This window comes from Variovorax sp. PBL-E5 (genome assembly GCF_901827185.1).
Lineage (GTDB): Bacteria > Pseudomonadota > Gammaproteobacteria > Burkholderiales > Burkholderiaceae_C > Variovorax.
Genome location: NZ_LR594671.1, coordinates 2,438,034 through 2,461,984, shown reverse-complemented (window position 1 = coordinate 2,461,984; position 23,951 = coordinate 2,438,034). Strand labels below are relative to the sequence as shown.

Sequence of the window (23,951 nt, the reverse complement as noted above, 5' to 3'; positions counted from 1 at the left end):
CCAGAGACCCGGCTATCGGAGCGAGCGATGAGAATGGATGAAAACAGCACCGTGGCAACCGCGCAGGCTCGCCCGGCGTGCCGCGTCTGGGCCGACGATGCCCAGGCGTTCACCACCCTGGCGATCGGCCGCCTTCACCACAACTTCCACGAACATCCGCTGCTGCAGCTCGACGAGCTCGAGCGGCTCGCCCATGATCTCGTGCCGTTGCGCCAATGCCGCTTCGTCAAGCCAGGCATCACCCAGGCGTCGAACTTCCACCATGACCCCACGCATCCCGACGGGCTCGGCATCGACGAGGTGTTTCGCCGCATCCAGGAGGCGGGCTCCTGGGTCGCGCTCTACAACGTCGAATCGATTCCGCGCTACCAGGCGCTGCTCACCGAGATCCTCGACACGGTCCGCCCCATGATCCGGCGCGATCAGGGCAGGACCTTCCTGGAGACCGGATTCATCTTCATTTCGGCACCGCCCTCGGTGACACCCTTCCACATCGATCGCGAGAACAATTTCTGGCTGCAGTTGCACGGGCGCAAGACCATGAACGTGTGGCCCCACACCGACCGGGTCACCGTGGCGGCCGACGTCGTCGAGGACTACATCGTGGCCCACAACGCCTCGAAGGTGAAGTTCAAGGAAGAGCTGCGAGCGCGCAGCCACGAGTTCGACGTCGGGCCGGGCGATGGCGTGTATTTTCCGAGCACCTCCCCGCACACCACGCGCTCGGAGCGCGACTGGGTGCGGCCGGGCGACGGTGTCTCGGTGTCCTTCGGCGTCAATTTCTACACGGACGCCACGCGCCGCACTGCGCGCGTGCACCAGGTGAACCGTCTGTTGCGCAGGAGTCTGGGCATGGCGCCCACCTATCCCGGGATGTCGCGCCCGATCGATGCGCTGAAGGCGCCGCTGGGCCAATTGATCGGCGTTTCGCGCCAGATGGCCAAGACCGTGCTGGCCCCGTTGCGCGGCCGCAGCGCGTTGCCGCCGCCGCCCGGCTCCTACTGACGGCGGCGCCCGAAGCCGGGCGCAGACGATAATTGGAGCGGCAAAACAACCGCTCCACGCCCATGACCACCATTCAACAGGCCGACCTGATCGAGTCGGTCGCAGCTGCGCTGCAGTACATCAGCTACTACCACCCGACCGACTACATCGCTCACCTGGCCAAAGCCTATGAACGCGAGCAGAGTCCCGCGGCCAAGGACGCGATGGCGCAGATCCTCACCAACAGCAAGATGAGCGCGACCGGGCACCGCCCGATCTGCCAGGACACCGGCATCGTCAACGTGTTCCTGAAGGTCGGCATGGACGTGCGCTGGGCCGGCTTCACCGGCAGCCTGGACGACGCCATCAACGAAGGCGTGCGCCGCGGCTACAACCATCCGGACAACACGCTGCGCGCCTCGGTCGTGGCCGATCCGCAGTTCGACCGCAAGAACACCAAGGACAACACGCCGGCCGTGATCTTCACCGAGATCGTGCCCGGCAACACCGTCGAAGTGACGGTCGCAGCCAAGGGCGGCGGCAGCGAGAACAAGAGCAAGCTGGTGATGCTGAACCCGGGCGACAGCGTGGTCGACTGGGTGCTCAAGACCGTGCCCACCATGGGCGCCGGCTGGTGCCCGCCGGGCATGCTGGGCATCGGCATCGGCGGCACGGCCGAGAAGGCCGCCCTGCTCGCCAAGGAAAGCCTGATGGACGACCTGGACATGCACGAGCTGCAGGCCAAGAAGGCATCGGGCGCCGAGTTGACGAAGGTCGAGGCCCTGCGCATCGAGCTCTACGAGAAGGTCAACGCGCTCGGCATCGGCGCGCAGGGGCTGGGCGGACTCTCGACCGTGCTCGACGTCAAGATCAAGATGTATCCGACGCATGCCGCCAGCAAGCCGGTGGCGATGATCCCGAACTGCGCAGCCACCCGGCATGCCCACTTCGTGCTCGACGGCTCGGGGCCGGTGTACCTCGAGGCGCCGTCGCTCGACCTCTGGCCCAAGATCGACTGGGCGCCCGACTACGACAAGAGCAAGCGCGTCGACCTCGACAAGCTCACGCCGGCCGAAGTCGCAAGCTGGAAGCCGGGCGACACGCTGCTGCTCAACGGCAAGATGCTGACCGGCCGCGACGCCGCGCACAAGCGCATCGCCGACATGCTGGCCAAGGGCGAGAAGCTGCCGGTGGACTTCACCCACCGCGTGATCTACTACGTCGGCCCGGTCGACCCGGTCAGGGACGAGGCCGTGGGCCCGGCCGGCCCGACCACTGCCACGCGCATGGACGGCTTCACCGAGATGATGCTCGCACAGACCGGCCTGATCGCGATGATCGGCAAGGCCGAGCGCGGCCCGGTCGCGATCGAGGCGATCAAGAAGCACAAAAGCGCCTACCTGATGGCGGTCGGCGGCGCGGCCTACCTCGTGAGCAAGGCGATCAAGACGGCCCGCGTGGTCGGCTTCGCGGACCTCGGCATGGAAGCGATTTACGAGTTCGACGTGGTCGACATGCCGGTCACGGTCGCGGTCGATGCCGGCGGCACCAGCGCGCACATCACCGGGCCGGCCGAGTGGCAAAAGCGCATCGCGAGCGGCGAGTTCAAGACCATCGCGCTGGAACCGGCTTGAGCATCGTGCCGATCGGCGATCGGACGAACGCCGCTCTGCCGATCGGCGTGTTCGACAGCGGCGTGGGCGGCCTGAGCGTGCTCAACGCGCTGCGAAGCGAACTGCCGCGCGAGCACTTCGTGTACTTCGCGGACACGGACCATGCGCCCTACGGTGAGCGCAGCGATGCCTACGTCACGCAGCGCAGCCTCGAGGTCACGCGCTACCTGCTCGAAGCGCATCGCATCAAGGCGCTGGTGGTCGCCTGCAACACGGCGACGGCCGCCGCGATCCATCGGCTGCGCGCCGATCACCCGAGCTTGCCGCTGATCGGAGTCGAACCCGCGCTCAAGCCGGCAGTGGCGATCAGCCGGACCGGGCGCATCGCCGTCATCGCGACGCGCGTGACGCTGGAGAGCCGCAAGTTCGAGGCGCTGCACGCATCGCTGGCCAGCCAGGCGCACTTCAGCATCGTGCCCTGCGATGGCCTCGCGGGTGCGATCGAGCGTTCCGACGCGGCGCAGATCGCGGCGCTGTGCGAACGGTATCTCGGCGCGGCAGGCCGCTTCGGCACCGAGCCAGGGCAGATCGACACGCTGGTGCTGGGCTGCACGCACTACCCTTTCATCGCCGACGCGCTGCGCCGCTGCACCGGCGACACGGTGCGTTTCATCGATACCGGGGCGCCGGTCGCGCAGCAGACGCGGCGGCTGCTCGCCGCGGGCCATCGCCTGAACGATGAAGGACCGGACGGCAGCGTGACGCTGGTCTGCAGCGGCGCGCCGGAATCGCTCGACACCGCAGGTGCGCGCTGGCTCGACCGTCCGTTCCGCTGCGCCACGCGGGCATCCGCCCTCGTTCCGACCTCCGCGTGATCCATCGCATGCGCCGCTACCCTTTCGTCGCCGGTCTTCTCGCCACCTTCTGCATCGCCGGCCATGCAGCCTGCGACACCGGCCTTGCAGAGCGCATGCATGCCAAGCTCCACCCCCAGCGCCAGCTCGACCACGAACGCGCCGTGTGCGAGCCCTGGCGCGGCTTGCCGGGCCGGTTCATTGTGGTGCTGCCCCTGCCACGGCCGTCATCGCGCCCCGACGCGAGCGAATTCGATCTCGACGTGCTGGTCGTTCAGCAGGCCGACAACGGCAACACCGACCGGGCGAAGATCGTCAGCCGGCTCTTCGAGGAAGCGGCACTGACCGAAGACGCCGTGCGCATCAGCGCGATCAAGGTCGACACCGCGCGCTACGTGCTGGCGCCGGATGCGCGGGCTTTCGGGCTGCGCATCCTCCACCAGGGCTCGTCGCGCGATCATCCCTATTCGAACGAGACGCTCACGCTGTATCTGCCGCAGGGGCAGCGGCTCGTCAAGGTCCTGGACAAGTTCGAGACCGTCATGGAGCTGGGCGCATGGGACACCAGCTGCGAAGGCAATTTCGAGACCGTCCACAGCAGCCTTGCGCTCGCGCGCAGCACGAGCAACGGCCTGGCCGACCTGAACGTGCGCGAGACGCGCTCGGAGAGCCGCTCCATCCTGCAGGGCGAGGAATGCGTGACGCAGGACAGGCCGGCGAAATTCAAGTCGACGATGCTGCGCTACAACGGCAAGAGCTACCGCGCGTCCGGGAACGTCGCCGCGGATTGAGCGGTCGGCGGCGCGCCCTTCGGCTCAGGCATTCTCGCGGCGCAATGCCGCGGCGCGGCCTCGCTGCAGGTCGATCGGCAGCAGCAATGCGAGACCGCCGACAAACAGCACGCTGGTCGCGAGGATCGCGATGCGCTGGTTGCCGCCCGTCGCCCAAGTGATCGCGCCGTAGCTCAGCGGCCCGACGATGCTGGCCAGCCGGGTGGCGAAGGTCCAGAGCCCGAAGAACTCGGCGAGTTGCCGCGGCGGCGCCAGAACGCCCGTCATCGCTCGACCCGCCGACTGGCTCGAGCCCATGGCCAGCCCGGCGATCGTCGCAGCCCACCAGAAGCCGCCCTTGGTGCTGACCGATGCAGCAATCACGCACACGACGATCCAGGCCACCAGCGTGCCCGCCAGCGAGGGCTTGTGGCCGAGCCGGTCCTGCAGGTAGCCGAAGCCGAAGGCGCCCAGCGCTGCCGCGATGTTGAGCACGAAGATCAGCATCATGGTCTCGCTGGCGACGAAGCCGATCACCTGCTCGGCATAGATCGCGGCCAGCGTGATTGCCACCGCCACGCCGCCCTGGTAGCAGACCGTGCAGGCCAGCAGCCACATGAAGTCGCGGTAGGCGCGCGCTTCGCGAAAAGTGGCACCGAGCTGCTGCCACGCGCCTTGCCGCCCGGCGGCAGCCTGCGGCACCGCGCGCTCGGGCAGCAGCGCAAAGGTGGCACAAGCCGCGACACCGTAGATCGCCGCGGTGATCAGCATAGTGACCGGCACGAAATGCGCAGCCGGCAGACCGCGGGCCTGCGCCCAGAGCACGTAGGCCAGGCAGAGGCCGAGCGCCAGCATGCCGCCGAGATAGCCGAACGCCCATCCCCAGCCGCTGACCTTGCCCATGCCTTCGGCCGTCGCGAGTTCGGGCAGGAAGGCGCCCGTCAGCGATTCGCCGTAGGAGTAGAAGGTGTTGGAGACGATGACCAGCGCCATCGCCAGTGCGACCGCAGACATGCCGCCGATATCGGACGTGAGCGCGAGCGCCGCGGTACCCGCGACGCAACCCGTCGTCGCCATCGCCAGCACGCGCTTCTTGGCCGCATGCAAATCGGCCCAGGCCCCGATGGCCGGCATCGTGAACATCACGATCGCGTACGAAATGCTGAGCGCCACCGTCCAAGCGAAAGGCCCCCAGGGCGCACCCTTCGCAATGCCGCCGACGAAATAGGCAGCGAACACCGCCGTGATGACCACCGTGGTGTAGCCCGAGTTGGCGAAGTCGTACATGGCCCAGCCGAAGACCTCGCGCTTGCGCACGCCCGGCTGCAAAGCGGATTGGGGAAAAAGGGCCACGCGACGTCTCCAGACAAGAACCGCCGCGAGCATAGCGGAGCACGAAGTGGACCCAGCGCATTCCAGGCACGCGCCGCGGAACTGGCTATGCCAGGCCGCAGGCGGGGTCCCCTCCTCGGGAGGTGGCGAATTACACGAAGCGAAGCGCAGTGAAAAGCCGGGAGGCTAATGAAGATGCCGAGGACGACGACCGCCGCCATGGCCGCCGCTGCCCGCACCGCCGGTGCCACCGCGCGGGCGCTTGCCGATCTCGAGCGAATTCACCAGCGCGTCGAAGCGGTCTCCGAACAGCTTGTCGATCTCGGCGACCACGCCACCGAGCTCGGCGCCGTCGAAATGGCGCTCCATGAGGCTGACGACATCCTCGACCAGCAGGTCGCGCTGCACCTGCATGATCGCGGCCGGATTGGGGCCGACGAACAGCATCAGGAAATCGTCGCGCGATTCTTCGTCGGGGTCGCCCTCTTCCTCGTCGAAGTCGGTGTCGTAGAAGGTGACCTCGAGGGCCGCACCCTGCTCCGAGAGTTCGTTGAGTGCCATGCACATCTCGTCGAGCGCCTGACGGAAATCGTCGTCGCCGGCAACCGTCCAGCAGATCTGGAGCATGTGCTCCTTCTGCTCGAAGCGGATGCCGGGCTCTTCTTCGTAGACGCTGGTCGCGCCGTCGGCCAGCGACTTGGCGCCGGCATATTTCCAGAGCGGCCCGAGCGCCTCCTGGATCTGGTCGAAGCTCACGTCGGAACGCAGCGGCACGTCGCCATGCACGTGGATTTCAAACGGAGCGTTGTAGCGAGGCATGTCTTGCTCCCTTGTGATGTGGTGGTGCCCGGAACCGGGGTCGAACCGGTACGCCCCTTATGCAGGAAGCGGCGGATTTTAAGTCCGATGTGTCTACCAATTTCACCATCCGGGCGTCGGGTCGGATATCGACGATACCCCAAACAAAAGCAGCTCCGACAACGAAGGTTGGCGGAGCTGTTCGATGAGGGTCATGTAGGGTGGAGGCGCGACCCGGAGTCGAACCGGGCTAGACGGATTTGCAATCCGTTGCATAACCGCTTTGCTATCGCGCCACGCTGCTTTGAACTCGCGAAAAAAAGGGAAGCCTGAGCTTCCCTTTTTCAAAACTGGAGCGGGAAAAGAGTCTCGAACTCTCGACCTCAACCTTGGCAAGGTTGCGCTCTACCAACTGAGCTATTCCCGCGTTTCGAGCCTCGAATTATATAGCAGTTTTTCGGGCTCCCGCAACTCTCGATGCTCAATGTTTGACCGGCCCTTCGACGGGTTGCGGCGCGCGCTGCTTGGCCAGCTCCGCGACCGCAGCCGCGGATGCGGCCACCTCTTCGTCGGACAGCGGCGTGGGCATTTTCTCGAGCGCGATCTCGAGCACCTTGTCGATCCACTTCACGGGGACGATCTCGAGGCCGTTCTTCACGTTCTCGGGAATGTCCTGCAGGTCCTTGGCATTCTCTTCAGGGATCAGCACGGTCTTGATGCCGCCGCGCAATGCAGCCAGCAGCTTCTCCTTCAGGCCGCCGATCGCCGTGACTTCGCCGCGCAAGGTGATCTCGCCGGTCATCGCCACGTCGCTGCGCACCGGGATGCCGGTGAGCGCCGACACGAAGGCCGTCGTCATCGCGGCGCCCGCGCTCGGGCCGTCCTTGGGCGTCGCGCCGTCGGGCACGTGGATGTGGATGTCGCGCTTCTCGAACACCTCGTCCTTGATGCCCAGGCGCCGTGCGCGGCTGCGCACCACCGTGCGTGCGGCCTCGACCGATTCCTTCATCACGTCGCCGAGCGAACCGGTGCGGCTGATCACGCCCTTGCCGGGCATCGTCACGGCTTCGATGGTCAGCAGGTCGCCACCGACTTCGGTCCATGCGAGGCCGACCACCTGGCCCACCTGGTTCTGCTTTTCGGCCAGGCCGAAGCTGTACTTGCGCACGCCGAGGAAGTCGTTGAGGTTGGCACCATCGACGGTCACCTTGGGTTCCATCTTCTTGAGCAGCAGGCCCTTGACCACCTTGCGGCAGATCTTGGACAGCTCGCGCTCGAGCGAGCGCACGCCGGCTTCGCGCGTGTAGTAACGCACGATGTCGCGCACCGCCGCTTCGGTGATGAGCAGCTCTTCTTCCTTCACGCCGTTGTTCTTCATCTGCTTGGGCAGCAGGTACTTCAGCGCGATGTGGGTCTTCTCGTCCTCGGTGTAGCCCGCGAGACGGATGACTTCCATCCGGTCGAGCAGCGCCGGCGGGATGTTCATCGAGTTCGAGGTGGCGACGAACATCACGTCGCTGAGGTCGAAGTCGACCTCGACGTAGTGGTCGCCGAAGGTGTGGTTCTGTTCCGGATCGAGCACTTCGAGCAGCGCGCTCGACGGGTCGCCGCGGAAATCGGTGCCCAGCTTGTCGATCTCGTCGAGCAGGAACAGCGGATTGCGCGTGCCGACCTTGTTGAGGCTCTGCAGCACCTTGCCCGGCAGCGCGCCGATGTAGGTGCGGCGGTGGCCGCGGATCTCGGCCTCGTCGCGCATGCCGCCCAGCGCCATGCGCGTGTACTTGCGGCCGGTCGCCTTGGCGATCGACTGCCCGAGCGAGGTCTTGCCGACGCCCGGAGGCCCGACGAGGCACAGGATCGGCGCCTTCACCTTATCGACGCGTTGCTGAACCGCGAGGTATTCGAGGATCCGGTCCTTGACCTTCTCGAGGCCATAGTGGTCCTCGTTGAGCACTGCCTCGGCATTCGCGAGGTCGTGCTTGATCTTGGTCTTCTTGCTCCACGGCAGGCCGATGAGCACGTCGAGGTAGTTGCGCACCACCGTGGCCTCGGCCGACATCGGCGACATCAGCTTGAGCTTCTTGAGCTCGCCCTCGGCCTTCTTGAGCGCTTCCTTGGGCATCTTGGCGAGCTTGATCTTTTTCTCGATCTCCTCGATGTCCGCGCCCTCCTCGCCTTCGCCGAGTTCCTTCTGGATCGCCTTGACCTGCTCGTTGAGGTAGAAGTCGCGCTGGTTCTTCTCCATCTGGCGCTTCACGCGGCCGCGGATCTTCTTGTCGACGTTGAGGATGTCGACCTCACGTTCGAGCTGGCCGAACAGGTTCTCCAAGCGTGCCTTGATGTCGTCCAGGTCGAGCACCGCCTGCTTGTTGTCGAGCTTGAGCGGCAGGTGTGCCGCGATGGTGTCCGCGAGCCGGCCCGGATCGTCGATGCTGGAGATCGAGGTCAGAATCTCGGGCGGGATCTTCTTGTTGAGCTTGACGTACTGGTCGAACTGCTGCATCACGGCACGGCGCAGTGCCTCGATCTCGGTGCCCTTCTGGGCCGCGGCGTCGACGATCTCGACCGGCGTCACGTTGGCCGAGAAATGGGTCTCGCCGTCGTCGATGCGGTTGACGCGCGCGCGCTGCTGGCCTTCGACCAGCACCTTCACGGTGCCGTCGGGCAGCTTCAGCATCTGCAGGATCGTGGAGATGCAGCCGACCTCGAACATGTCCTCGACCGAGGGCTCGTCCTTGGCAGCAGCCTTTTGTGCCACCAGCATGATGCGGCGCTCCGCTTCCATCGCGAGTTCGAGCGCCTTGATGCTCTTGGGGCGGCCCACGAACAGCGGAATGACCATGTGGGGAAACACGACCACATCGCGCAGCGGAAGCAGCGGCAGATCGAGTTCGTCGGCAGGCAGGGGGGTATGACCGGACATGGAAATCCTTTACTTGATCATGGAAAGATGGTTGGCCGCGCGCGCTTTTCAAGCCTGCGGACACGGTATTCGCCGAAGACGCCGGACGCCCGGAGGGAAGCGGCCGGCCCGAAGTTCACTCAGGCCTTCTTGGCCGCCTCGCGGTACACGAGCAGCGGCGGCTTGTTTTCGTCGATTGTGGATTCTTCGACCACGACCTTGTCGACGTTGGTGGCATTCGGCAGTTCGAACATGGTGTCGATCAGCGATTGCTCGAGGATCGAGCGCAGTCCGCGCGCGCCCGTCTTGCGGGCCAGCGCCTTGCGCGCGATCGCCTTGAGCGCCGCGGGACGGATCTCGAGGTCGACGCCTTCCATGAGCAGCAGCTTGGTGAACTGCTTGACCACCGCGTTCTTCGGCTCGGTCAGGATCTGCACCAGCGCGTCTTCGCTGAGCTCGGCCAGCGAAGCGACGACCGGCATCCGGCCGACGAGTTCGGGGATCAGGCCGAACTTGATCAGGTCCTCCGGCTCGACTTCCTTGAACACCTCGGTGATGCTGCGCTGCTTCTTGCTCTTGACCGAAGCGCCGAAGCCGATGCCCGAGGCTTCGGTGCGGTTCTCGATCACCTTCTCGAGGCCGGCAAAGGCACCGCCGCAGATGAACAGGATGTTGGTGGTGTCGATCTGCAGGAAGTCCTGGTTGGGGTGCTTGCGCCCGCCCTGCGGCGGCACGCTGGCCATGGTGCCTTCGATCAGCTTGAGCAGGGCCTGCTGCACGCCCTCGCCCGACACGTCGCGCGTGATCGATGGGTTGTCGGACTTGCGCGAAATCTTGTCGATCTCGTCGATGTAGACGATGCCGCGCTGCGCGCGCTCCACTTCGTAGTTGCAGCTCTGCAGCAGCTTCTGGATGATGTTCTCGACGTCCTCGCCGACGTAGCCGGCCTCGGTCAGCGTGGTGGCGTCGGCCATCACGAAGGGCACGTCGAGCATGCGCGCCAGGGTCTGGGCGAGCAGCGTCTTGCCGGAGCCGGTCGGTCCGATCAGCAGAATGTTGCTCTTGCTGAGTTCGACATCGTCGCTCTTGGCCTTTTCCTTGTGGCGCAGACGTTTGTAATGGTTGTAGACCGCGACCGCCAGCATGCGCTTGGCGGGCTCCTGGCCGATCACATAGCTGTCGAGGTTGGACTTGATCTCGAGCGGCGTGGGCAGGTCGCTGCGCGCCTCGCGCGTCTCTTCACCGGCGGGAAGCTCGTCGCGGATGATCTCGTTGCACAGGTCGATGCATTCATCGCAGATGAAGACCGAAGGTCCCGCGATGAGCTTCTTGACCTCGTGCTGACTCTTCCCGCAGAACGAGCAGTAAAGCGTTTTTTCGCTGGAGGAGCCTTTTTTCTCGGCCATGGGCAAATGCCTCGTAACAGGGGTGTAGCAATGATAGCGAAACAAAAACGGCGTTCTCCGTGTGGAAAACGCCGCTGTTGCCGGGACGCCGCAGCGCCTTGGAACTCAACTGCGCTTGGCGATCACTTGGTCGATCAGGCCGTATTCCTTGGATTCGTCCGCGGTCAGGAAGTAATCGCGTTCGGTGTCGCGCGCGATCTTCTCCAGCGACTGGCCGGTGCGCTCGGCCAGGATCCGGTTCATCTGCTCGCGCGTCTTGAGGATGTCGCGTGCGTGGATCTCGATGTCGGTGGCCTGCCCGCGGGCGCCGCCGAGCACCTGGTGGATCATGACCTTCGAATTGGGCAGCGAAAAACGCTTGCCCTTCTCGCCGGCCGCCAGCAGGAAGGCGCCCATGCTCGCCGCGAAGCCGATGCACAGCGTCGACACGTCGGGCTTGATGAACTGCATGGTGTCGTAGATCGCCATGCCGGCGCTCACGCTGCCGCCGGGGGAGTTGATGTAGAACGAGATGTCCTTGTCGGGGTTCTCGCTCTCCAGGAACAGCAGCTGCGCGACCACGAGGTTGGCGGTCTGGTCGTTGACTTCGCCGACCAGGAAGATCACACGCTCCTTGAGCAGGCGCGAATAGATGTCATAGGACCGCTCGCCGCGACCCGATTGCTCGATGACCATCGGAACCATGCCGAGGCCCTGAATTTCCTGTGCGCTCATGTTTGCTCTCCAGAGGGGTTGGTACTGTACCCAGACGACATGGGGCTCGTGCTGCAAAGCACAAGCCCCATGGATCGCAGGCCGGCCGGCGTGCTCAGCCCTGTTGCGCCATCAGCTCGTCGAAGGACACCGACTTGGCATTGACCTTGGCCTTGCCGAGCACGAAATCCGTCACGTTGTTCTCGATCACGACCGCCTCGACCTCGGCCAGCCGGCGGTTGTCGCTGAAATACCAGCGCACCACGTCGGCCGGCTTCTCATAGCTGGCCGCGAGTTCGTCGATGTGGGCCTTGATCTGCTCCGGCTTGGCCTGCAGGTTGTTGGCGCGCACCAGCTCGGCCACCACCAGGCCCAGGCGCACGCGGCGCTCGGCCTGCGGGCGGAACACGTCGTCGGGGATCGGCGCCTTGTCGGCATCCTTGATGCCGCGCTGCTTGAGTTCGGCGCGCGCGCCCTCGACCATGCGGTCGACCTCGGCCTGCACGCTCGACTTCGGCAGGTCGAGTTCGGCGTTGGCGATCAGCGTGTCCATCACCGCGTTCTTGTTGCGGGCCAGCAGGCGGAACTTGACTTCGCGCTCCAGGTTGCGCTTGATGTCGGCGCGCAAGCCCTCGACCGTGGCTTCGGCGATGCCGAGCGACTTGGCGAGCTGCTCGTTGACTTCGGGCAGGTGGGTGGACTCGATCTTCTTCACGGTGACCATGAAGTCGGCCTGCTTGCCGGCCACGTCCTTGCCGTGGTAGTCGGCGGGGAACGAGAGCGGGAAGGTGCGGCTGTCGCCGGCCTTGAGACCGCGCACCGCGTCCTCGAATTCCTTGAGCATCTGGCCTTCGCCGATGATGAATTGGAAGTCCTCGGCCTTGCCGCCCTGGAAGGGTTCGCCGTCGATCTTGCCTTCGAAATCGACCGTGACGCGGTCGTCGTTCTGCGCGGCGGCGTCCTGCGCGCGCTGCGCGAAGGTGCGGCGCTGCTTGCGCAGGATGTCGAGCGTCTTGTCGATCGCCTCGTCGCCCACGTCGGCGCTGAGCTTGTCGACAACGGCTGCGGACAGGTCGCTGATCTTGACGTCGGGGAAGACCTCGAAGACGGCGTCGAACGCGAGTTCGCCTTCGGGCGAGTCTTCCTTCTCGGTGATGCGCGGCTGACCGGCGACGCGCAGCTTGGCTTCGTTGGCCGCCTGCGAGAAGGCCTCGCCGACCTTGTCGTTCATGACCTCGTAGTGGACGGTATAACCGTAGCGCTGGGCCACGACGTTCATCGGCACCTTGCCTGGACGAAAGCCGTCCATCTTGACGGTGCGGGCCAGCTTCTTGAGGCGCGAATCGACCTCGGACTGGATGGTGCCGACGGGCAAGGTCAGCGTGATCTTGCGTTCGAGCTTCTCGAGGGTTTCAACGTTCACGGTCATTTTGTGTCTTCCTTGTGAGGGTCTGTGTCTGGTGCGCGGGGCCGGACTCGAACCGGCACGCCATTGCTGGCGTCAGGACCTAAACCTGGTGCGTCTACCAATTTCGCCACCCGCGCGGTCCCGTATTTCAGGCAACCGCGCATTTTAAACGCTAACCAGACCCTCTTCCGGCTGCACCTCACCCTCGCGCCGGACCCGGAACCAGGCGGCATACATCGCAGGCAATGCCAGCAGCGTCAGCACAGTGGCGACGATCAGCCCGCCCATGATCGCGACCGCCATCGGCCCCCAGAACACGCTGCGCGACAGCGGGATCATCGCCAGCACCGCCGCCGCCGCGGTCAGCACGATCGGCCGCAGCCGCCGCACCGCGGATTCGACGATGGCGTCCCAGGTCGGCACGCCGGCCGCGCGGTCGTGCTCGATCTGGTCGATCAGGATCACGGCGTTGCGCTGGATCATCCCCATCAGTGCGATCACGCCGAGCAGCGCGACGAAGCCGAAGGGCCGGTCCAGCACCAGCAACGCCATCGCCACGCCGGCAATGCCCAGCGGCCCGGTGATGAACACCAGCAGCGAACGGCTGAAGCTGTGCAGCTGCAGCATCAGCAGCGTGAACACCAGGAACAGCATGATCGGCACGCCGGCCACGATCGAGGCCGAGCCCTTGCTGCTCTCCTCGACCGCACCGGCGACCTCGATGCGGTAGGCGCCGTCGCCGTCGGCATGCCATTTGGCTTCGAGTTCGCGCAGCTTCGGCAGCAGCTGGCCGGTGACGGTCGCGCCCTGAAGCCCTTCGACGATGTCGCCCTGCACGGTGATCGCGTAGTCGCGGTTCTGGCGCCACATCACGCCGGGCTCCCAGGTGAAGACCGCCCTGGCGATCTGCGCCAGCGGAATCGACGCGCCCGAACTGGTCGGCAGGTAGGCATTGCCGATGTCCGAGATCGCCTCGCGCTCGTCGGGCGACTGCCGCAGCACGATGTCGATCAGCAGATCGTTCTCGCGGTACTGGCCGACCGTCGTGCCGCTGAACATGGTGCGCGAGGCCTGCGCGATCGCCTGGCTCGTCACGCCGAGTGCGCGCGCCTTGGCCTGGTCGACGTCCAGGCGGATCACTTTCACCGACTCGTTCCAGTTGTCGTTGACGCCGCGCATGTTGGGGTTGCCGCGCATCACCGCCTTCACCTCGTCGGCATGCACACGCAGCTGGGCGGGGTCGGTGCCGATCACGCGGAACTGCACCGGGTACGGCACCGGCGGCCCGTTGGGCAGCAGCTTGACGCGGCCGCGCGCCTCGGGCGCCTCCTCTGCGAGCACGGCCGGCAGCTTGATGCGCAGCGTCTCGCGCACCTTCAAGTCCTTGGCCAGCACGATCATCTGCGACACGTTGCTCTGCGGGAAAACCTGGTCCAGCGGCAGATAGAAGCGCGGCACGCCGGATCCGATCCAGCTGGTGACAGTGGCGATGCCTTCCTCTTTCAGCAGCCGCGCCTCGACCCGTTTGGCCACCTGCTCGTTGGCCGCGAAGGAGGTGCCTTCAGGAAACCACAGTTCGACCAGGATCTCGGGCCGGCTCGAATCGGGAAAGAACTGCTGCTGCACGCGGCCCATGCCGGCGATGCCGAGCGCAAAGGTCAGCAGCGTCGCGCCGATGGTGAGCCAGCGGTGTTCCACGCACCCGTTCACCATGCGGCGGAAGGTGTTGTAGAAGGGCGTGTCGAAGAGTTCGTGCGGCGGCGCTTCGGGGTCGTGCGGCTTGACCTTGAGCAGCAGCGTGCCGAGGTAGGGCACGAAGTACACCGAGACGATCCAGCTCAGCACCAGCGCGATCACCGTGACCGCGAAGATCGCGAAGGTGTATTCGCCCGTCACCGATTTCGCAAGGCCGATCGGCAGGAAGCCGGCCGCCGTGATCAGCGTGCCCGTGAGCATCGGCTTGGCCGTCACGTCGTAGGCGAAGGTGGCGGCGCGCACCTTGTCGTAGCCTTCCTCCATCTTGCGCACCATCATCTCGACCGCGATGATCGCGTCGTCGACCAAGAGGCCGAGCGCGATGATCAGCGAGCCGAGCGATATCTTGTGCAGCCCGATGCCGAAGTAGTTCATGGCCAGGAAGGTCACGGCCAGCACCAGCGGAATGGTGATCGCCACCACCAGCCCGGGCCGGATGTCGACGTACCAGCCGAAGCGCCCGCCCTTGTGCAGCCCGAGCGCGATGAAGCTCACGGCCAGCACGATGGCCACCGCCTCGATCAGCACGCCGACGAATTCGTTGACCGAGTCGGCGACCGACACCGGCTGGTCCTGCACCTGCGCGAGGTTCACGCCGACCGGCAACTGTTTCTGGATGCCGGCCGTGGCGAGCTTCAGCGCCTTGCCGAGCGCGATGATGTCGCCGCCCTTGGCCATCGAGACGCCGAGCGCGATCACCTCGTTGCCCTGGTGCCGCACCTTGACCGCCGGCGGATCGACGTAGCCGCGGTGGATGTCAGCGATGTCGCCCAGGCGCAACTGGTTGCCGGAACTGCCCCGGATCGGCATCGCGCGCAGCTGCTCGACGCTGGTGAACTGCCCGGCAACGCGCACCTGCACCACGTCCTGCGGCGACTGGATGGTGCCCGCGCTCTCGACCGCGTTCTGCGATCCGATCTGCGCCAGCACCGCATTGAAGTCCAGCCCGAGCTGCGCCACGCGCTTTTGCGACACCTCGACGTACACCTTCTCGTCCTGGATGCCGAACGGATCGACCTTGGCGACGTCCTTCACGCGCAGCAGCCGCTGACGCACGTCGTCGGAAAAGGTCTTGAGCTCGGCATAGCTGAAGCCGTCGCCTTCCAGCGCGTAGATCACGCCGTAGACATCGCCGAAATCGTCGTTGAAGAACGGCCCCTGGATGCCCGCCGGCAAGGTGCTGCGCATGTCGCCGATGTCCTTGCGCACCGTGTACCAGACGTTCGGCACGTCGGCCGACTTCGACGAATCCTTGATCTCGAAGATGATCTGCGACTCGCCGGGCTTGGAGTAGCTGCGGATCTTGTCCGCATAGGGTGCTTCCTGCAGCGTGCGCTCGAGCTTGTCCGTCACCTGCTCGGCCATCTGCTGCGCGGTCGCGCCGGGCCAGTAGGTGCGGATCACCATCGCACGGAAGGTGAACGGCGGATCCTCGTCCTGCCCGAGCTGGAAGTAGGACGCGAAGCCCAGCACGATCAGCACCACCATCAGGTAGCGCGTGAGCGGCGCATGGTCGAGCGCCCATTTCGAGAGATTGAAGCCGGGCTTGCCGGTCTCGGCGGTCTGCGAGCTCATGAACGCGGACTCAGCGCAGGGCGACCGCAGCAGCGGTCGCGGGTGCCGGCATCCTGCCGTCCTGCTGCGCCGGGCCCGCCGGCGCTGTGGCCGACTTTTCCCGGTAGATCGACACCTTCTGCCCCGGCGACAGCACGTGCACGCCGGCCACCACCACCAGCATGCCCGGCTCGATGCCTTCGGCGATCACCGCGTCGTTGCCGTCGGCGGTCGCGACCTGGACCGGCTGCGAACGCACGGTCATGCTGTCCTTGTCGAGCACCCAGACCGCCGTGCCCTTTCCTTCCTGGCGCAGCGCGCTGGTCGGCAGCTTCAGCACCGGCGCGCCGGCGTGCGACAGCGCCTGCGGCCGTGCGTAGACCGTCGCACCCAGCGCCGGCGCTGTCGCCGGATCGATCGCCACCTTGACCGCATAGGTGCGCGTGACGGCATCGGCGCTGGCCGCCACTTCACGCACCTTGCCCTCGAGCGCGCTGCCGCCGGCCCAGCCGCGCACGCTGACGGGTGAACCCGGCTTGATGAGCGCCGCGCGGTCTTCGGGCACGGCGAACACCACGTCGCGCGCGCCGTCCTGAGCGATGCGCAGCACCGGCATGCCGGCCGAGACGACCTGCCCCGGCTCTGCCTGGACCGCGGTCACGATGCCGGGAACATCGGCCACCAGCGTCGTGTAGGCGGCCTGGTTGCCCTGCGAGCTCAGCTGCGCCTGCGCCTGCTCCAGTTGGGCCTGCGCGGCCTTGTAGGTGGTCTCGCGCTTTTCCAGGTCGGCGCCGCTGATGAATTTCTGCTCGAGCAATTGGCGATAGCGCTTGAGGTCCGCGGCCGCCAGGTCGCGGTTGGTCAGCGCGGCGGCCTGCTGCGCACGCGCGGCCTCGGCAGCGAGCCGAAAGTCCTGAGGGTCGAGCTGCGCCAGCACCTGGCCCGCCTGCACGTGCTGGCCGAGGTCGACCTGCCGGCGCGTGATCTTGCCGGCCACCCGGAAGCCGAGGCCGGATTCGATGCGCGCCTGCACCTGCCCGGAAAACTCCGGCTCGGTGCCATAGGCGCTGGTACCGACGGCCATGACCTTGACCGCGCGCACCGGCTCCTCGGCGGCAGGCGGCCGCGAGCAGCCGGCCAGCGCGAGGACGGCCAGCAACAGCCAGGCGCGGGGGTGAGTCGGAGAGAAAAGCGACGCGGTCATGGAACACCCTTGAAAAGCCGAACGGGGTCATTAATGACCAGCCGGTTAGTAATCTAGGGTATACGCCAATCGCTGTCAATGACAGCCTGCGCGGCGTCGCTAAGTCCGCTGTCCCATTTCGACCAGCCGGTTGCCGGGCAGTTCGAAGTAGTCGGACGCGCGTCCGGCGTTGCGCTGCATCCATCCGAACAAGGCCCGGCGCACCGGGTTCATGCCCGGCAACTGTTCGTCGCCCACCGAGGCACGGGAAACGAAGTACGAGGTGGTCATCGAATCGCAGGCCAGGCCCTTCTGGTAGGCCAGGATACGGATGAATTCGGGCACGTCGGGCCGCTCCATGTAGCCATGCCGCGCGGTGACGACCCACACGCCGTGGCCGAGCGGCTCGGCCTCGATGCGCAGGCGAGCGTCGACGCGCGGCGTGTCGCAGGTCAGCACGCGCAGCACGATCACCTGTTCGTGCAGCACCTGGTTGTGCTTGAGGTTGTGCAGCAGCGCATGCGGCACCGAATCGGCATCCGCGTTGAGGAACACAGCCGTGCCCCTGACCCGGTGCGGCATATGGGCCGCCAGCGACGCGACGAAGGGCACCAGCGGCAGGCGCTCCGCCTCCGCCGCCTCCAGCCCCAGGCGGCGGCCCTTGGCCCAGGTGGTGAACACGATCATCACGAGCACCGCCACCGCCAGCGTGATCCAGCCGCCTTCGGCGATCTTGAGGCTGTTGGCGATCACGAAGGTCACGTCGACCACCGCGAACAGCAGCACGCTGATCACGACCGCCACGCGGTTCCAGCGCCAGAGCCGGAACGCCACCACGCCGGCCAGCAGCGTGGTGGTGACCATCGTGATCGAGACCGCGATGCCGTAGGCCGCCGACAGCGCGCTCGAACTGCGAAAGCCCAGCACCAGCAGCAGCACGCCCACCATCAGCAGCCAGTTGATGCCAGGCACGTAGATCTGTCCGATGGCGTCGCCCGAGGTCTGCACCACGCGCATGCGCGGCAGGTAGGCCATGCGCATGGCCTGCGCCGTGAGCGAGAACGCGCCCGAGATGACCGCCTGCGACGCAATCACCGTGGCCATCGCGGCCAGCACCACCATCGGCAACACCGCCCACGAAGGAAAGAGCCGGAAGAAGGGGTTGTCGATGGCCGCGGGATTCGCCAGCACCAGCGCGCCCTGGCCGAAATAGTTGAGCACCAGCCCGGGCAGCGCGATGAAGAGCCACGCCAGCCGGATCGGCTTCGCGCCGAAATGCCCCATGTCCGCATAGAGCGCCTCGCCGCCGGTGAAGGCCAGGAAGACCGCGCCCAGCACCGCGAGCGATTGCGCATGGTGAACCACGAGGAAGCCGATCGCGTAGCGCGGATCCAGCGCGGCCAGCACCTGCGGCTGCCGCAGCACCTGCCACAGGCCCGCCAGTGCGATCACGAGAAACCACAGCAGCATCACCGGGCCGAACACCTTGCCCACCACCCCGGTGCCCTTGCGCTGCACGGCGAAAAGGCCGATCAGGATCAGCATCGTGATCGGGATCACGAAGTGCTGCAGGCCCGGCGCCTCCACCTCCAGCCCTTCGACCGCCGACAGGACCGAGATGGCGGGCGTGATCAGGCTGTCGCCATAGAACATCGCGGCGCCGACCAGGCCCAGCAGCCCGATCGCGTGCCAGACCCAGGGCCGGGTCGTCGGGCCGGTGACCGCGTTGCGCGCCAGCGCCTGCAGCGCCAGGATGCCGCCCTCGCCGTCGTGGTCGGCACGCAACACGAACACCACGTACTTCAGCGTCACGACGAACATCAACCCCCAGAAGATCAGCGACAGCAGCCCCAGCACCGCCTGCGGCGTGAACGGCACGCCGTGCGCCGGGTTCATCGTCTCCTTGAAGGCATAGAGCGGCGAAGTGCCGATGTCCCCGAAGACCACGCCCAGCGCGGCGATCATCAGGGCGGGACCGGCGTGCGCACGAGGCGCAGCATCCGCGGGATTCAGTTTCTGCGTCGTCGTGTTCATCGAATGGAGCCGTTGGCGGGGCCGATCGTACCGGGTCGTGCCGCACAATCCGCCGCGTGCCATCCACCCACTACGAGAATTTTCCGGTCGCCTCCTGGCTGTGCCCACCGCGATTGCGGCCGCCGATCGCCGCCATCTACGGCTTCGCGCGCACGGCCGACGACATCGCCGACGAAGGCGACGCCGACCCGGCGCAGCGGCTCGACGACCTGCATGCCTTCCGCGCCGATCTCGGCGCCGTGGCACGCGGCAAGGCGCCTTCGGCGCGCTGGCCCGGCGTGTTCGGTCCGCTCGCGCAGGCAATGCACGCGTTCGCGCTGCCCGAGCGGTTGCTGGCCGATCTGCTCTCGGCCTTCATGCAGGACATCGAGAAGACGCGCGACGGCAGCGGCTATGCCGACCGCGGTGGACTGCTGGACTATTGCCGCCGCTCGGCCAACCCGGTCGGCCGCCTGCTGCTGCATCTCTACGGCGTCGATGACGCGATCGCGCTGGCGCAGAGCGATGCCATCTGCAGCGCCTTGCAGCTCATCAACTTCTGGCAGGACCTCAGCGTCGATCTTCCGCGCGGCCGCTTCTATCTGCCGCGCGCCGACAGCGCGATGCACGGCCTGGCGGGCCGGGACTTCAGGACGTTCAGGCCGCTCGCGCCCGCCGCGCCGCCGCCGGCCGCCATCGCACTGGTGGCGACCGAAGTGGCCTGGGCCCGCGCACTGATGCGCGAGGGCGCGCCGCTGGTGCACCGGCTGCCGGGGCGTGCGGGCTGGGAGCTGCGCTTCGTCGTGCAGGGCGGCCAGCGCATCCTCGACCGGATCGAGGCGCAAGGCTGCGATAGCTTCTCGCGGCGCCCGACCCTCGGCAAGGCCGACATGCTGCCGATGGCCTGGCGGGCCTTCGGGATGCGGAGACAATCGCCCGCATGATGAGGCCCTCACGATGAATCCCGAGCAGTACGTCCAGGACAAGGCGGCGGCCTCGGGCAGCAGCTTCTACTACGCCTTCCTGTTCCTGCCGAAGCCGCGGCGCGCAGCCATCACCGCCTTCTATGCGTTCTGCCGCGAGATCGACGACGTGGTCGACGAAGTCAGCGATCCCGGCGTCGCGGCGACCAAGCTCGCATGGTGGCGCACCGAGGTCGCCCAATCCTTCGCCGGCCAGCCGCACCATCCGGTGATGCAGGCGCTGATGCCGCATGCCGCGGCCTACGGCATCGAGGAACGCCAGCTGCACGAGGTCATCGCGGGCTGCCAGATGGACCTCGAGCAGACGCGCTACCTCGACTTTCCCGCGCTGCGGCGCTACTGCCACCTGGTGGCCGGCGTGGTCGGCGAAGGCGCGGCGCGCATCTTCGGCCAGACCGATCCGCAGACCACCGCCTATGCCCACAAGCTGGGCCTGGCGCTGCAGCTGACCAACATCATCCGCGACGTCGGCGAGGACGCCTTGCGCGGACGCATCTACCTGCCGGTCGACGAGCTGCAGCGTTTCGACGTCAAGGCGCACGAGATACTGAACCGCGTGCACTCCGAACGCTTCGTCGCCCTCATGAAATTCCAGACGGCGCGCGCGCAGGCGGCCTACGACGAGGCGATCGCCCTGCTCCCGCCGGCCGATCGCCGGACGCAGAAACCGGGGCTGATGATGGCCAGCATCTACCGCACCCTGCTGCGCGAGATCGAGCGCGACAACTTCCAGGTGCTGCATCAGCGTGTCAGCCTGACGCCGGTGCGCAAGCTCTGGCTGGCCTGGCGCGTGCAGGCGCTCGGCAAGCTATGACGGCACCCCCTCGGCGGCGGCCTTCGCGTCCATGAAGGTCGCGATCGTCGGCGCCGGCTGGGCCGGCCTGGCCTGCGCGATCGAAGCCACGCGCGGCGGACATTCGGTCAGCGTTTTCGAGGCCGCGCGCACGCTCGGGGGACGCGCACGCGCATTGCCGGCGCAGATGCCAGACGGTCAGCCGGTGATGCTCGACAACGGCCAGCACATCCTGATCGGCGCCTATGCCGCCACGCTGGCGCTGATGCGAACGGTCGGCGTCGATCCCGAGACGGTGCTGCTTCGCTTGCCGCTCACCTTGCGTTTTCCGGATGGCGGCGGTCTGCAAGTGCCCCGATGGCCGCCATCGCTCGACCTGCTGGCCGGCATCGTCCATGCGCGCGGCTGGTCCTGGCGCGACAAGACCGCGCTGCTGCGCACCGCCATCGGCTGGCGCGCGAGCGGCTTTCGCTGCGAACCCGGCGCCACGGTGGCCGCGCTCTGCGGACCGCTGACGCCGCGCGTCGTGCGCGAACTCGTCGAGCCCCTGTGCGTCTCGGCGCTCAACACGCGCATCGAACAGGCCAGCGGCCAGGTCTTCCTGCGCGTGCTGCACGATGCCCTGTTCGCCGAACGCGGCGGCGCCGACCTGCTGCTGCCGCGCGTCGATCTCGGCGCCCTGCTGCCGGATGCAGCGGCGCGCTGGCTCGGCGTGCAGGGCGCGACGGTCCATGCCGGCACGCGCGTCCACGCCGTCGTGCGTCGCACGATCGGCTGGGAGATCGATGGCCAGCACTTCGATCGCGCGGTTCTCGCCTGTTCGCCATGGGAAGCCGCGCGCCTCGCCGCTGGCGCGGAGCACGCCGACGCGACGGCCTGGTCGCGGACGACCGAGGCACTGCAGCACGAAGGCATCGCCACCGTCTATGTCGCGGCGAACGCCTCGCTGCCCGCGCCACTGCTTGCATTGCGCTCGGGCATCGGCGCACCGGCGCAATTCGTCTTCGATCGTGGCCAGCTCGGCGGGCCTCGAGGCTTGCTCGCCTTCGTCGTCAGTGCGAGCAACGAGGCGCGTGACGCGCTGCAAAGCCAGGTGCTGGCGCAAGCCCGGCAACAGCTCGGGCTGAGGGACCTGCGCGCCGTGCAGACCGTGGTCGAACGCCGCGCGAGCTTTGCCTGCACGCCGGCGCTGGTGCGGCCGGGACTGCACATCGCGCCGGGCCTGCTGGCCTGCGGCGACTATATCGATGGCCCCTATCCTTCCACCATCGAAGGCGCGGTGCGCAGCGCGCTCGCGGTGGTGCAGGCACTCTGACGCTGCGCGGCCGCTGCCCTTGGTCTTCGGTCTTCGGTCTTCGGTCTTCGGTCTTCGGTCTTCGTCATGTTCGAGACCCGCATCCGGATCGACTGGCCGCCGAGCATCTTCGATACGCATTGAACTCTGCTGAGCGCAAATAGAAGTTCTAACGCATTGATTTGGAATTATCAAATCAATGCGAGAGTGCAAATCTGAACAATGATGGCGAAATGCAGAGAGTCCTCGCAATGCGGCGAATGGCTCTCGGCGAGTGGGTACTATTGCCCATCGCACTTTTCTTGCATCCAATCGCGCAGATGATTCTTTGTGGAGATTGAATCCATCATTCATCGCACTCACTCATCTCGACGAATCCGGATGCCGCATCGAATGTCGAATGGAAATGAAAAAAACGGTTCGTATCAGTGCCGATCTTCTGCCGGCTTCGCTGGGCATGCGATTCGACGCATTGTTCAATGTCGCCCGGACGCGCAGCATCGTTCAGTGGGAGTCCGTGGCACCGATCGGCGCGGATGTCGTGGTGGTCGATCGAGCCATTGAAGTGCGCGCGGATGCTGTTGCCCTTGTCATCGGCGATGCGCCGAAGCAGGCATGCCCGATTCAGGCCGTTCGACTGGAAGCCGCATACGGTGTCGCATCGCTCATTGCGGCACTCGACCTGGCGGCCGTTCGTATTCTCAATCTCCGGGATGCCAACAACAAGTCGCAGCCGATGCCGCTCGGCGGCGACATCGCACTCGCTTTCAAACTCCGGCATTGGGTCAGCCTGGATTCGGGAATGGCAAGTCCCGCGCATTCGAGAGCATTGGCGGCCATGGCGAGAAAAGCGGTGACACGGGACTGGATTGTCAAGAATTGCGAATTGAGTGCCACCCAGATCGATGCATTGCTGAATGCCCTGCAACGCAGGGATGCCCTGTATATCTCCGAAGCGCCCGCCGCCGCACTCGTCAATACGACCATCGGCGATCGCCAGGCCACGCCCGGCTTTATCGGCAAGCTAAGGCAATGGCTTTCCGGCGCACGATCGACGCCGGTGCCCACGGGGCCGCACACCTCATGAATGCACCACGCATCGTGCTTTTCGGCGAGATGGGCATCGGAAAGACAACGGCCGTGCGCGCGCTCTGCGGCGACACGGTGGTGGATTGCGATGTCGCCAATCTGGACACCGAGCGCCACGCGAAGGCCACGACCACCGTTGGCGCGGACTTCGGCATCGTGCGCTTGGGCAACGGCGATGAATTGCACGTCTACGGCAGTCCCGGTCAAAGCCGCTTCGATTTCATGCGCCGCTGGCTGCTCAGCTTCGCGATGGGCGTGATGGTGCTGGTCGATCTCGCGGAGGCCGATGCCATCGACCATGCGCAGCACGCCATCGCGATGACAAGCGAACTCGCGCCCGAAGCGGCCGTCGTCGTGCTGGTTGCGCGGCCGGCGGATCCCGCGCTCATCCAGCACTTTGCCGAAGAACTCGCCGGCCGTGTCGGCTGGGCGGTTCCGGTGATGCAGGTCGACGTACGGGACAGGCAGCAGATGCTCGATGCGCTCGAACTGCTGGTCGCCGTGCTGCCGGACCCCACGTACTGACC

The 23,951-nt window shown here is 66.3% G+C and carries 18 protein-coding genes and 4 tRNA genes; 9 read left to right on the top strand and 13 right to left on the bottom strand.

What is annotated here, in order from left to right; translation table 11 throughout:
- Positions 1-27 precede the first annotated feature (27 nt).
- The 4 genes from WDLP6_RS12010 (at position 28) to WDLP6_RS11995 (ending at position 4,242) form a co-directional block, all read left to right on the top strand.
- Entirely contained in the window at positions 28-1,005 is a 978-nt protein-coding gene (locus WDLP6_RS12010) for a JmjC domain-containing protein (RefSeq protein WP_162592523.1), read from the top strand.
- Positions 1,006-1,067: 62 nt separating this feature from the next.
- The gene (locus WDLP6_RS12005; RefSeq protein WP_162592522.1) at positions 1,068-2,618 is read left to right on the top strand and encodes a fumarate hydratase; all 1,551 of its coding nucleotides are present in this window, start codon (positions 1,068-1,070) and stop codon (positions 2,616-2,618) included.
- Entirely contained in the window at positions 2,615-3,472 is an 858-nt protein-coding gene (gene murI, locus WDLP6_RS12000; protein WP_232077042.1) for a glutamate racemase, read from the top strand. The genes WDLP6_RS12005 and murI overlap by 4 nt, the downstream gene beginning before the upstream one ends.
- An 8-nt stretch (positions 3,473-3,480) precedes the next feature.
- Positions 3,481-4,242: a hypothetical protein gene (locus tag WDLP6_RS11995; RefSeq protein ID WP_162592521.1), complete on the top strand. Its 762-nt coding sequence runs from the start codon at positions 3,481-3,483 to the stop codon at positions 4,240-4,242.
- Positions 4,243-4,266: 24 nt separating this feature from the next.
- Here the strand turns inward: WDLP6_RS11995 and WDLP6_RS11990 are convergent, their stop codons facing one another.
- The 13 genes from WDLP6_RS11990 to WDLP6_RS11930 form a co-directional block, all read right to left on the bottom strand.
- Entirely contained in the window at positions 4,267-5,574 is a 1,308-nt protein-coding gene (locus WDLP6_RS11990; protein ID WP_162592520.1) for an MFS transporter, read from the bottom strand.
- Between the two features lie 165 nt (positions 5,575-5,739).
- On the bottom strand, positions 5,740-6,372 hold the full coding sequence (locus WDLP6_RS11985) for a DUF6806 family protein (RefSeq protein ID WP_162567308.1): 633 nt from the start codon (positions 6,370-6,372) through the stop codon (positions 5,740-5,742).
- A 22-nt stretch (positions 6,373-6,394) separates the two neighbouring features.
- Positions 6,395-6,487 (bottom strand) — tRNA-Leu (locus tag WDLP6_RS11980).
- 86 nt (positions 6,488-6,573) lie between these two features.
- A tRNA-Cys gene (locus WDLP6_RS11975) sits at positions 6,574-6,647 on the bottom strand.
- A gap of 55 nt (positions 6,648-6,702) precedes the next feature.
- Positions 6,703-6,778, bottom strand: a tRNA-Gly gene (locus WDLP6_RS11970).
- Positions 6,779-6,832: 54 nt separating this feature from the next.
- Complete coding sequence (gene lon, locus WDLP6_RS11965; protein WP_162592519.1) at positions 6,833-9,274, bottom strand: endopeptidase La; 2,442 nt, start codon at positions 9,272-9,274, stop codon at positions 6,833-6,835.
- Between the two features lie 119 nt (positions 9,275-9,393).
- A complete protein-coding gene (clpX, locus tag WDLP6_RS11960; RefSeq protein WP_162592518.1) occupies positions 9,394-10,659 on the bottom strand; it encodes an ATP-dependent Clp protease ATP-binding subunit ClpX in 1,266 nt (421 codons plus the stop codon).
- 105 nt (positions 10,660-10,764) lie between these two features.
- Positions 10,765-11,373 carry an ATP-dependent Clp endopeptidase proteolytic subunit ClpP gene (gene clpP, locus WDLP6_RS11955; RefSeq protein ID WP_162567302.1) on the bottom strand — a complete coding sequence of 203 codons (609 nt, stop codon included), beginning with the start codon at positions 11,371-11,373 and terminating at the stop codon, positions 10,765-10,767.
- 94 nt (positions 11,374-11,467) lie between these two features.
- Positions 11,468-12,781, bottom strand: a complete 1,314-nt coding sequence (gene tig, locus WDLP6_RS11950; protein ID WP_162592517.1) for a trigger factor — start codon at positions 12,779-12,781, stop codon at positions 11,468-11,470.
- 29 nt (positions 12,782-12,810) lie between these two features.
- Positions 12,811-12,897 (bottom strand) — tRNA-Leu (locus tag WDLP6_RS11945).
- A gap of 28 nt (positions 12,898-12,925) precedes the next feature.
- Positions 12,926-16,090, bottom strand: a complete 3,165-nt coding sequence (locus WDLP6_RS11940; RefSeq protein WP_162592516.1) for an efflux RND transporter permease subunit — start codon at positions 16,088-16,090, stop codon at positions 12,926-12,928.
- A gap of 10 nt (positions 16,091-16,100) precedes the next feature.
- Positions 16,101-17,273: an efflux RND transporter periplasmic adaptor subunit gene (locus tag WDLP6_RS11935; RefSeq protein ID WP_162592515.1), complete on the bottom strand. Its 1,173-nt coding sequence runs from the start codon at positions 17,271-17,273 to the stop codon at positions 16,101-16,103.
- Positions 17,274-17,372: 99 nt separating this feature from the next.
- A complete protein-coding gene (locus tag WDLP6_RS11930) occupies positions 17,373-19,286 on the bottom strand; it encodes a potassium transporter Kup (protein WP_174259864.1) in 1,914 nt (637 codons plus the stop codon).
- A 56-nt stretch (positions 19,287-19,342) separates the two neighbouring features.
- On the opposite strand from WDLP6_RS11930, the gene hpnC reads away from it, so the two are divergent.
- From hpnC to WDLP6_RS11905, 5 genes are all read left to right on the top strand, one after another.
- Positions 19,343-20,209: a squalene synthase HpnC gene (gene hpnC / locus WDLP6_RS11925; protein ID WP_232077041.1), complete on the top strand. Its 867-nt coding sequence runs from the start codon at positions 19,343-19,345 to the stop codon at positions 20,207-20,209.
- 13 nt (positions 20,210-20,222) lie between these two features.
- Positions 20,223-21,062, top strand: a complete 840-nt coding sequence (gene hpnD, locus WDLP6_RS11920; RefSeq protein ID WP_162592514.1) for a presqualene diphosphate synthase HpnD — start codon at positions 20,223-20,225, stop codon at positions 21,060-21,062.
- Positions 21,063-21,093: 31 nt separating this feature from the next.
- Positions 21,094-22,356, top strand: coding sequence for a hydroxysqualene dehydroxylase HpnE (gene hpnE / locus WDLP6_RS11915; RefSeq protein ID WP_162592513.1), 1,263 nt, complete (start codon positions 21,094-21,096; stop codon positions 22,354-22,356).
- Positions 22,357-22,735: 379 nt separating this feature from the next.
- The gene (locus WDLP6_RS11910; protein ID WP_162592512.1) at positions 22,736-23,422 is read left to right on the top strand and encodes a hypothetical protein; all 687 of its coding nucleotides are present in this window, start codon (positions 22,736-22,738) and stop codon (positions 23,420-23,422) included.
- Positions 23,419-23,949 (top strand): GTP-binding protein, encoded by a 531-nt coding sequence (locus tag WDLP6_RS11905; RefSeq protein WP_162592511.1) that lies wholly within the window; start codon positions 23,419-23,421, stop codon positions 23,947-23,949. The genes WDLP6_RS11910 and WDLP6_RS11905 overlap by 4 nt, the downstream gene beginning before the upstream one ends.
- Positions 23,950-23,951: the final 2 nt, after the last annotated feature.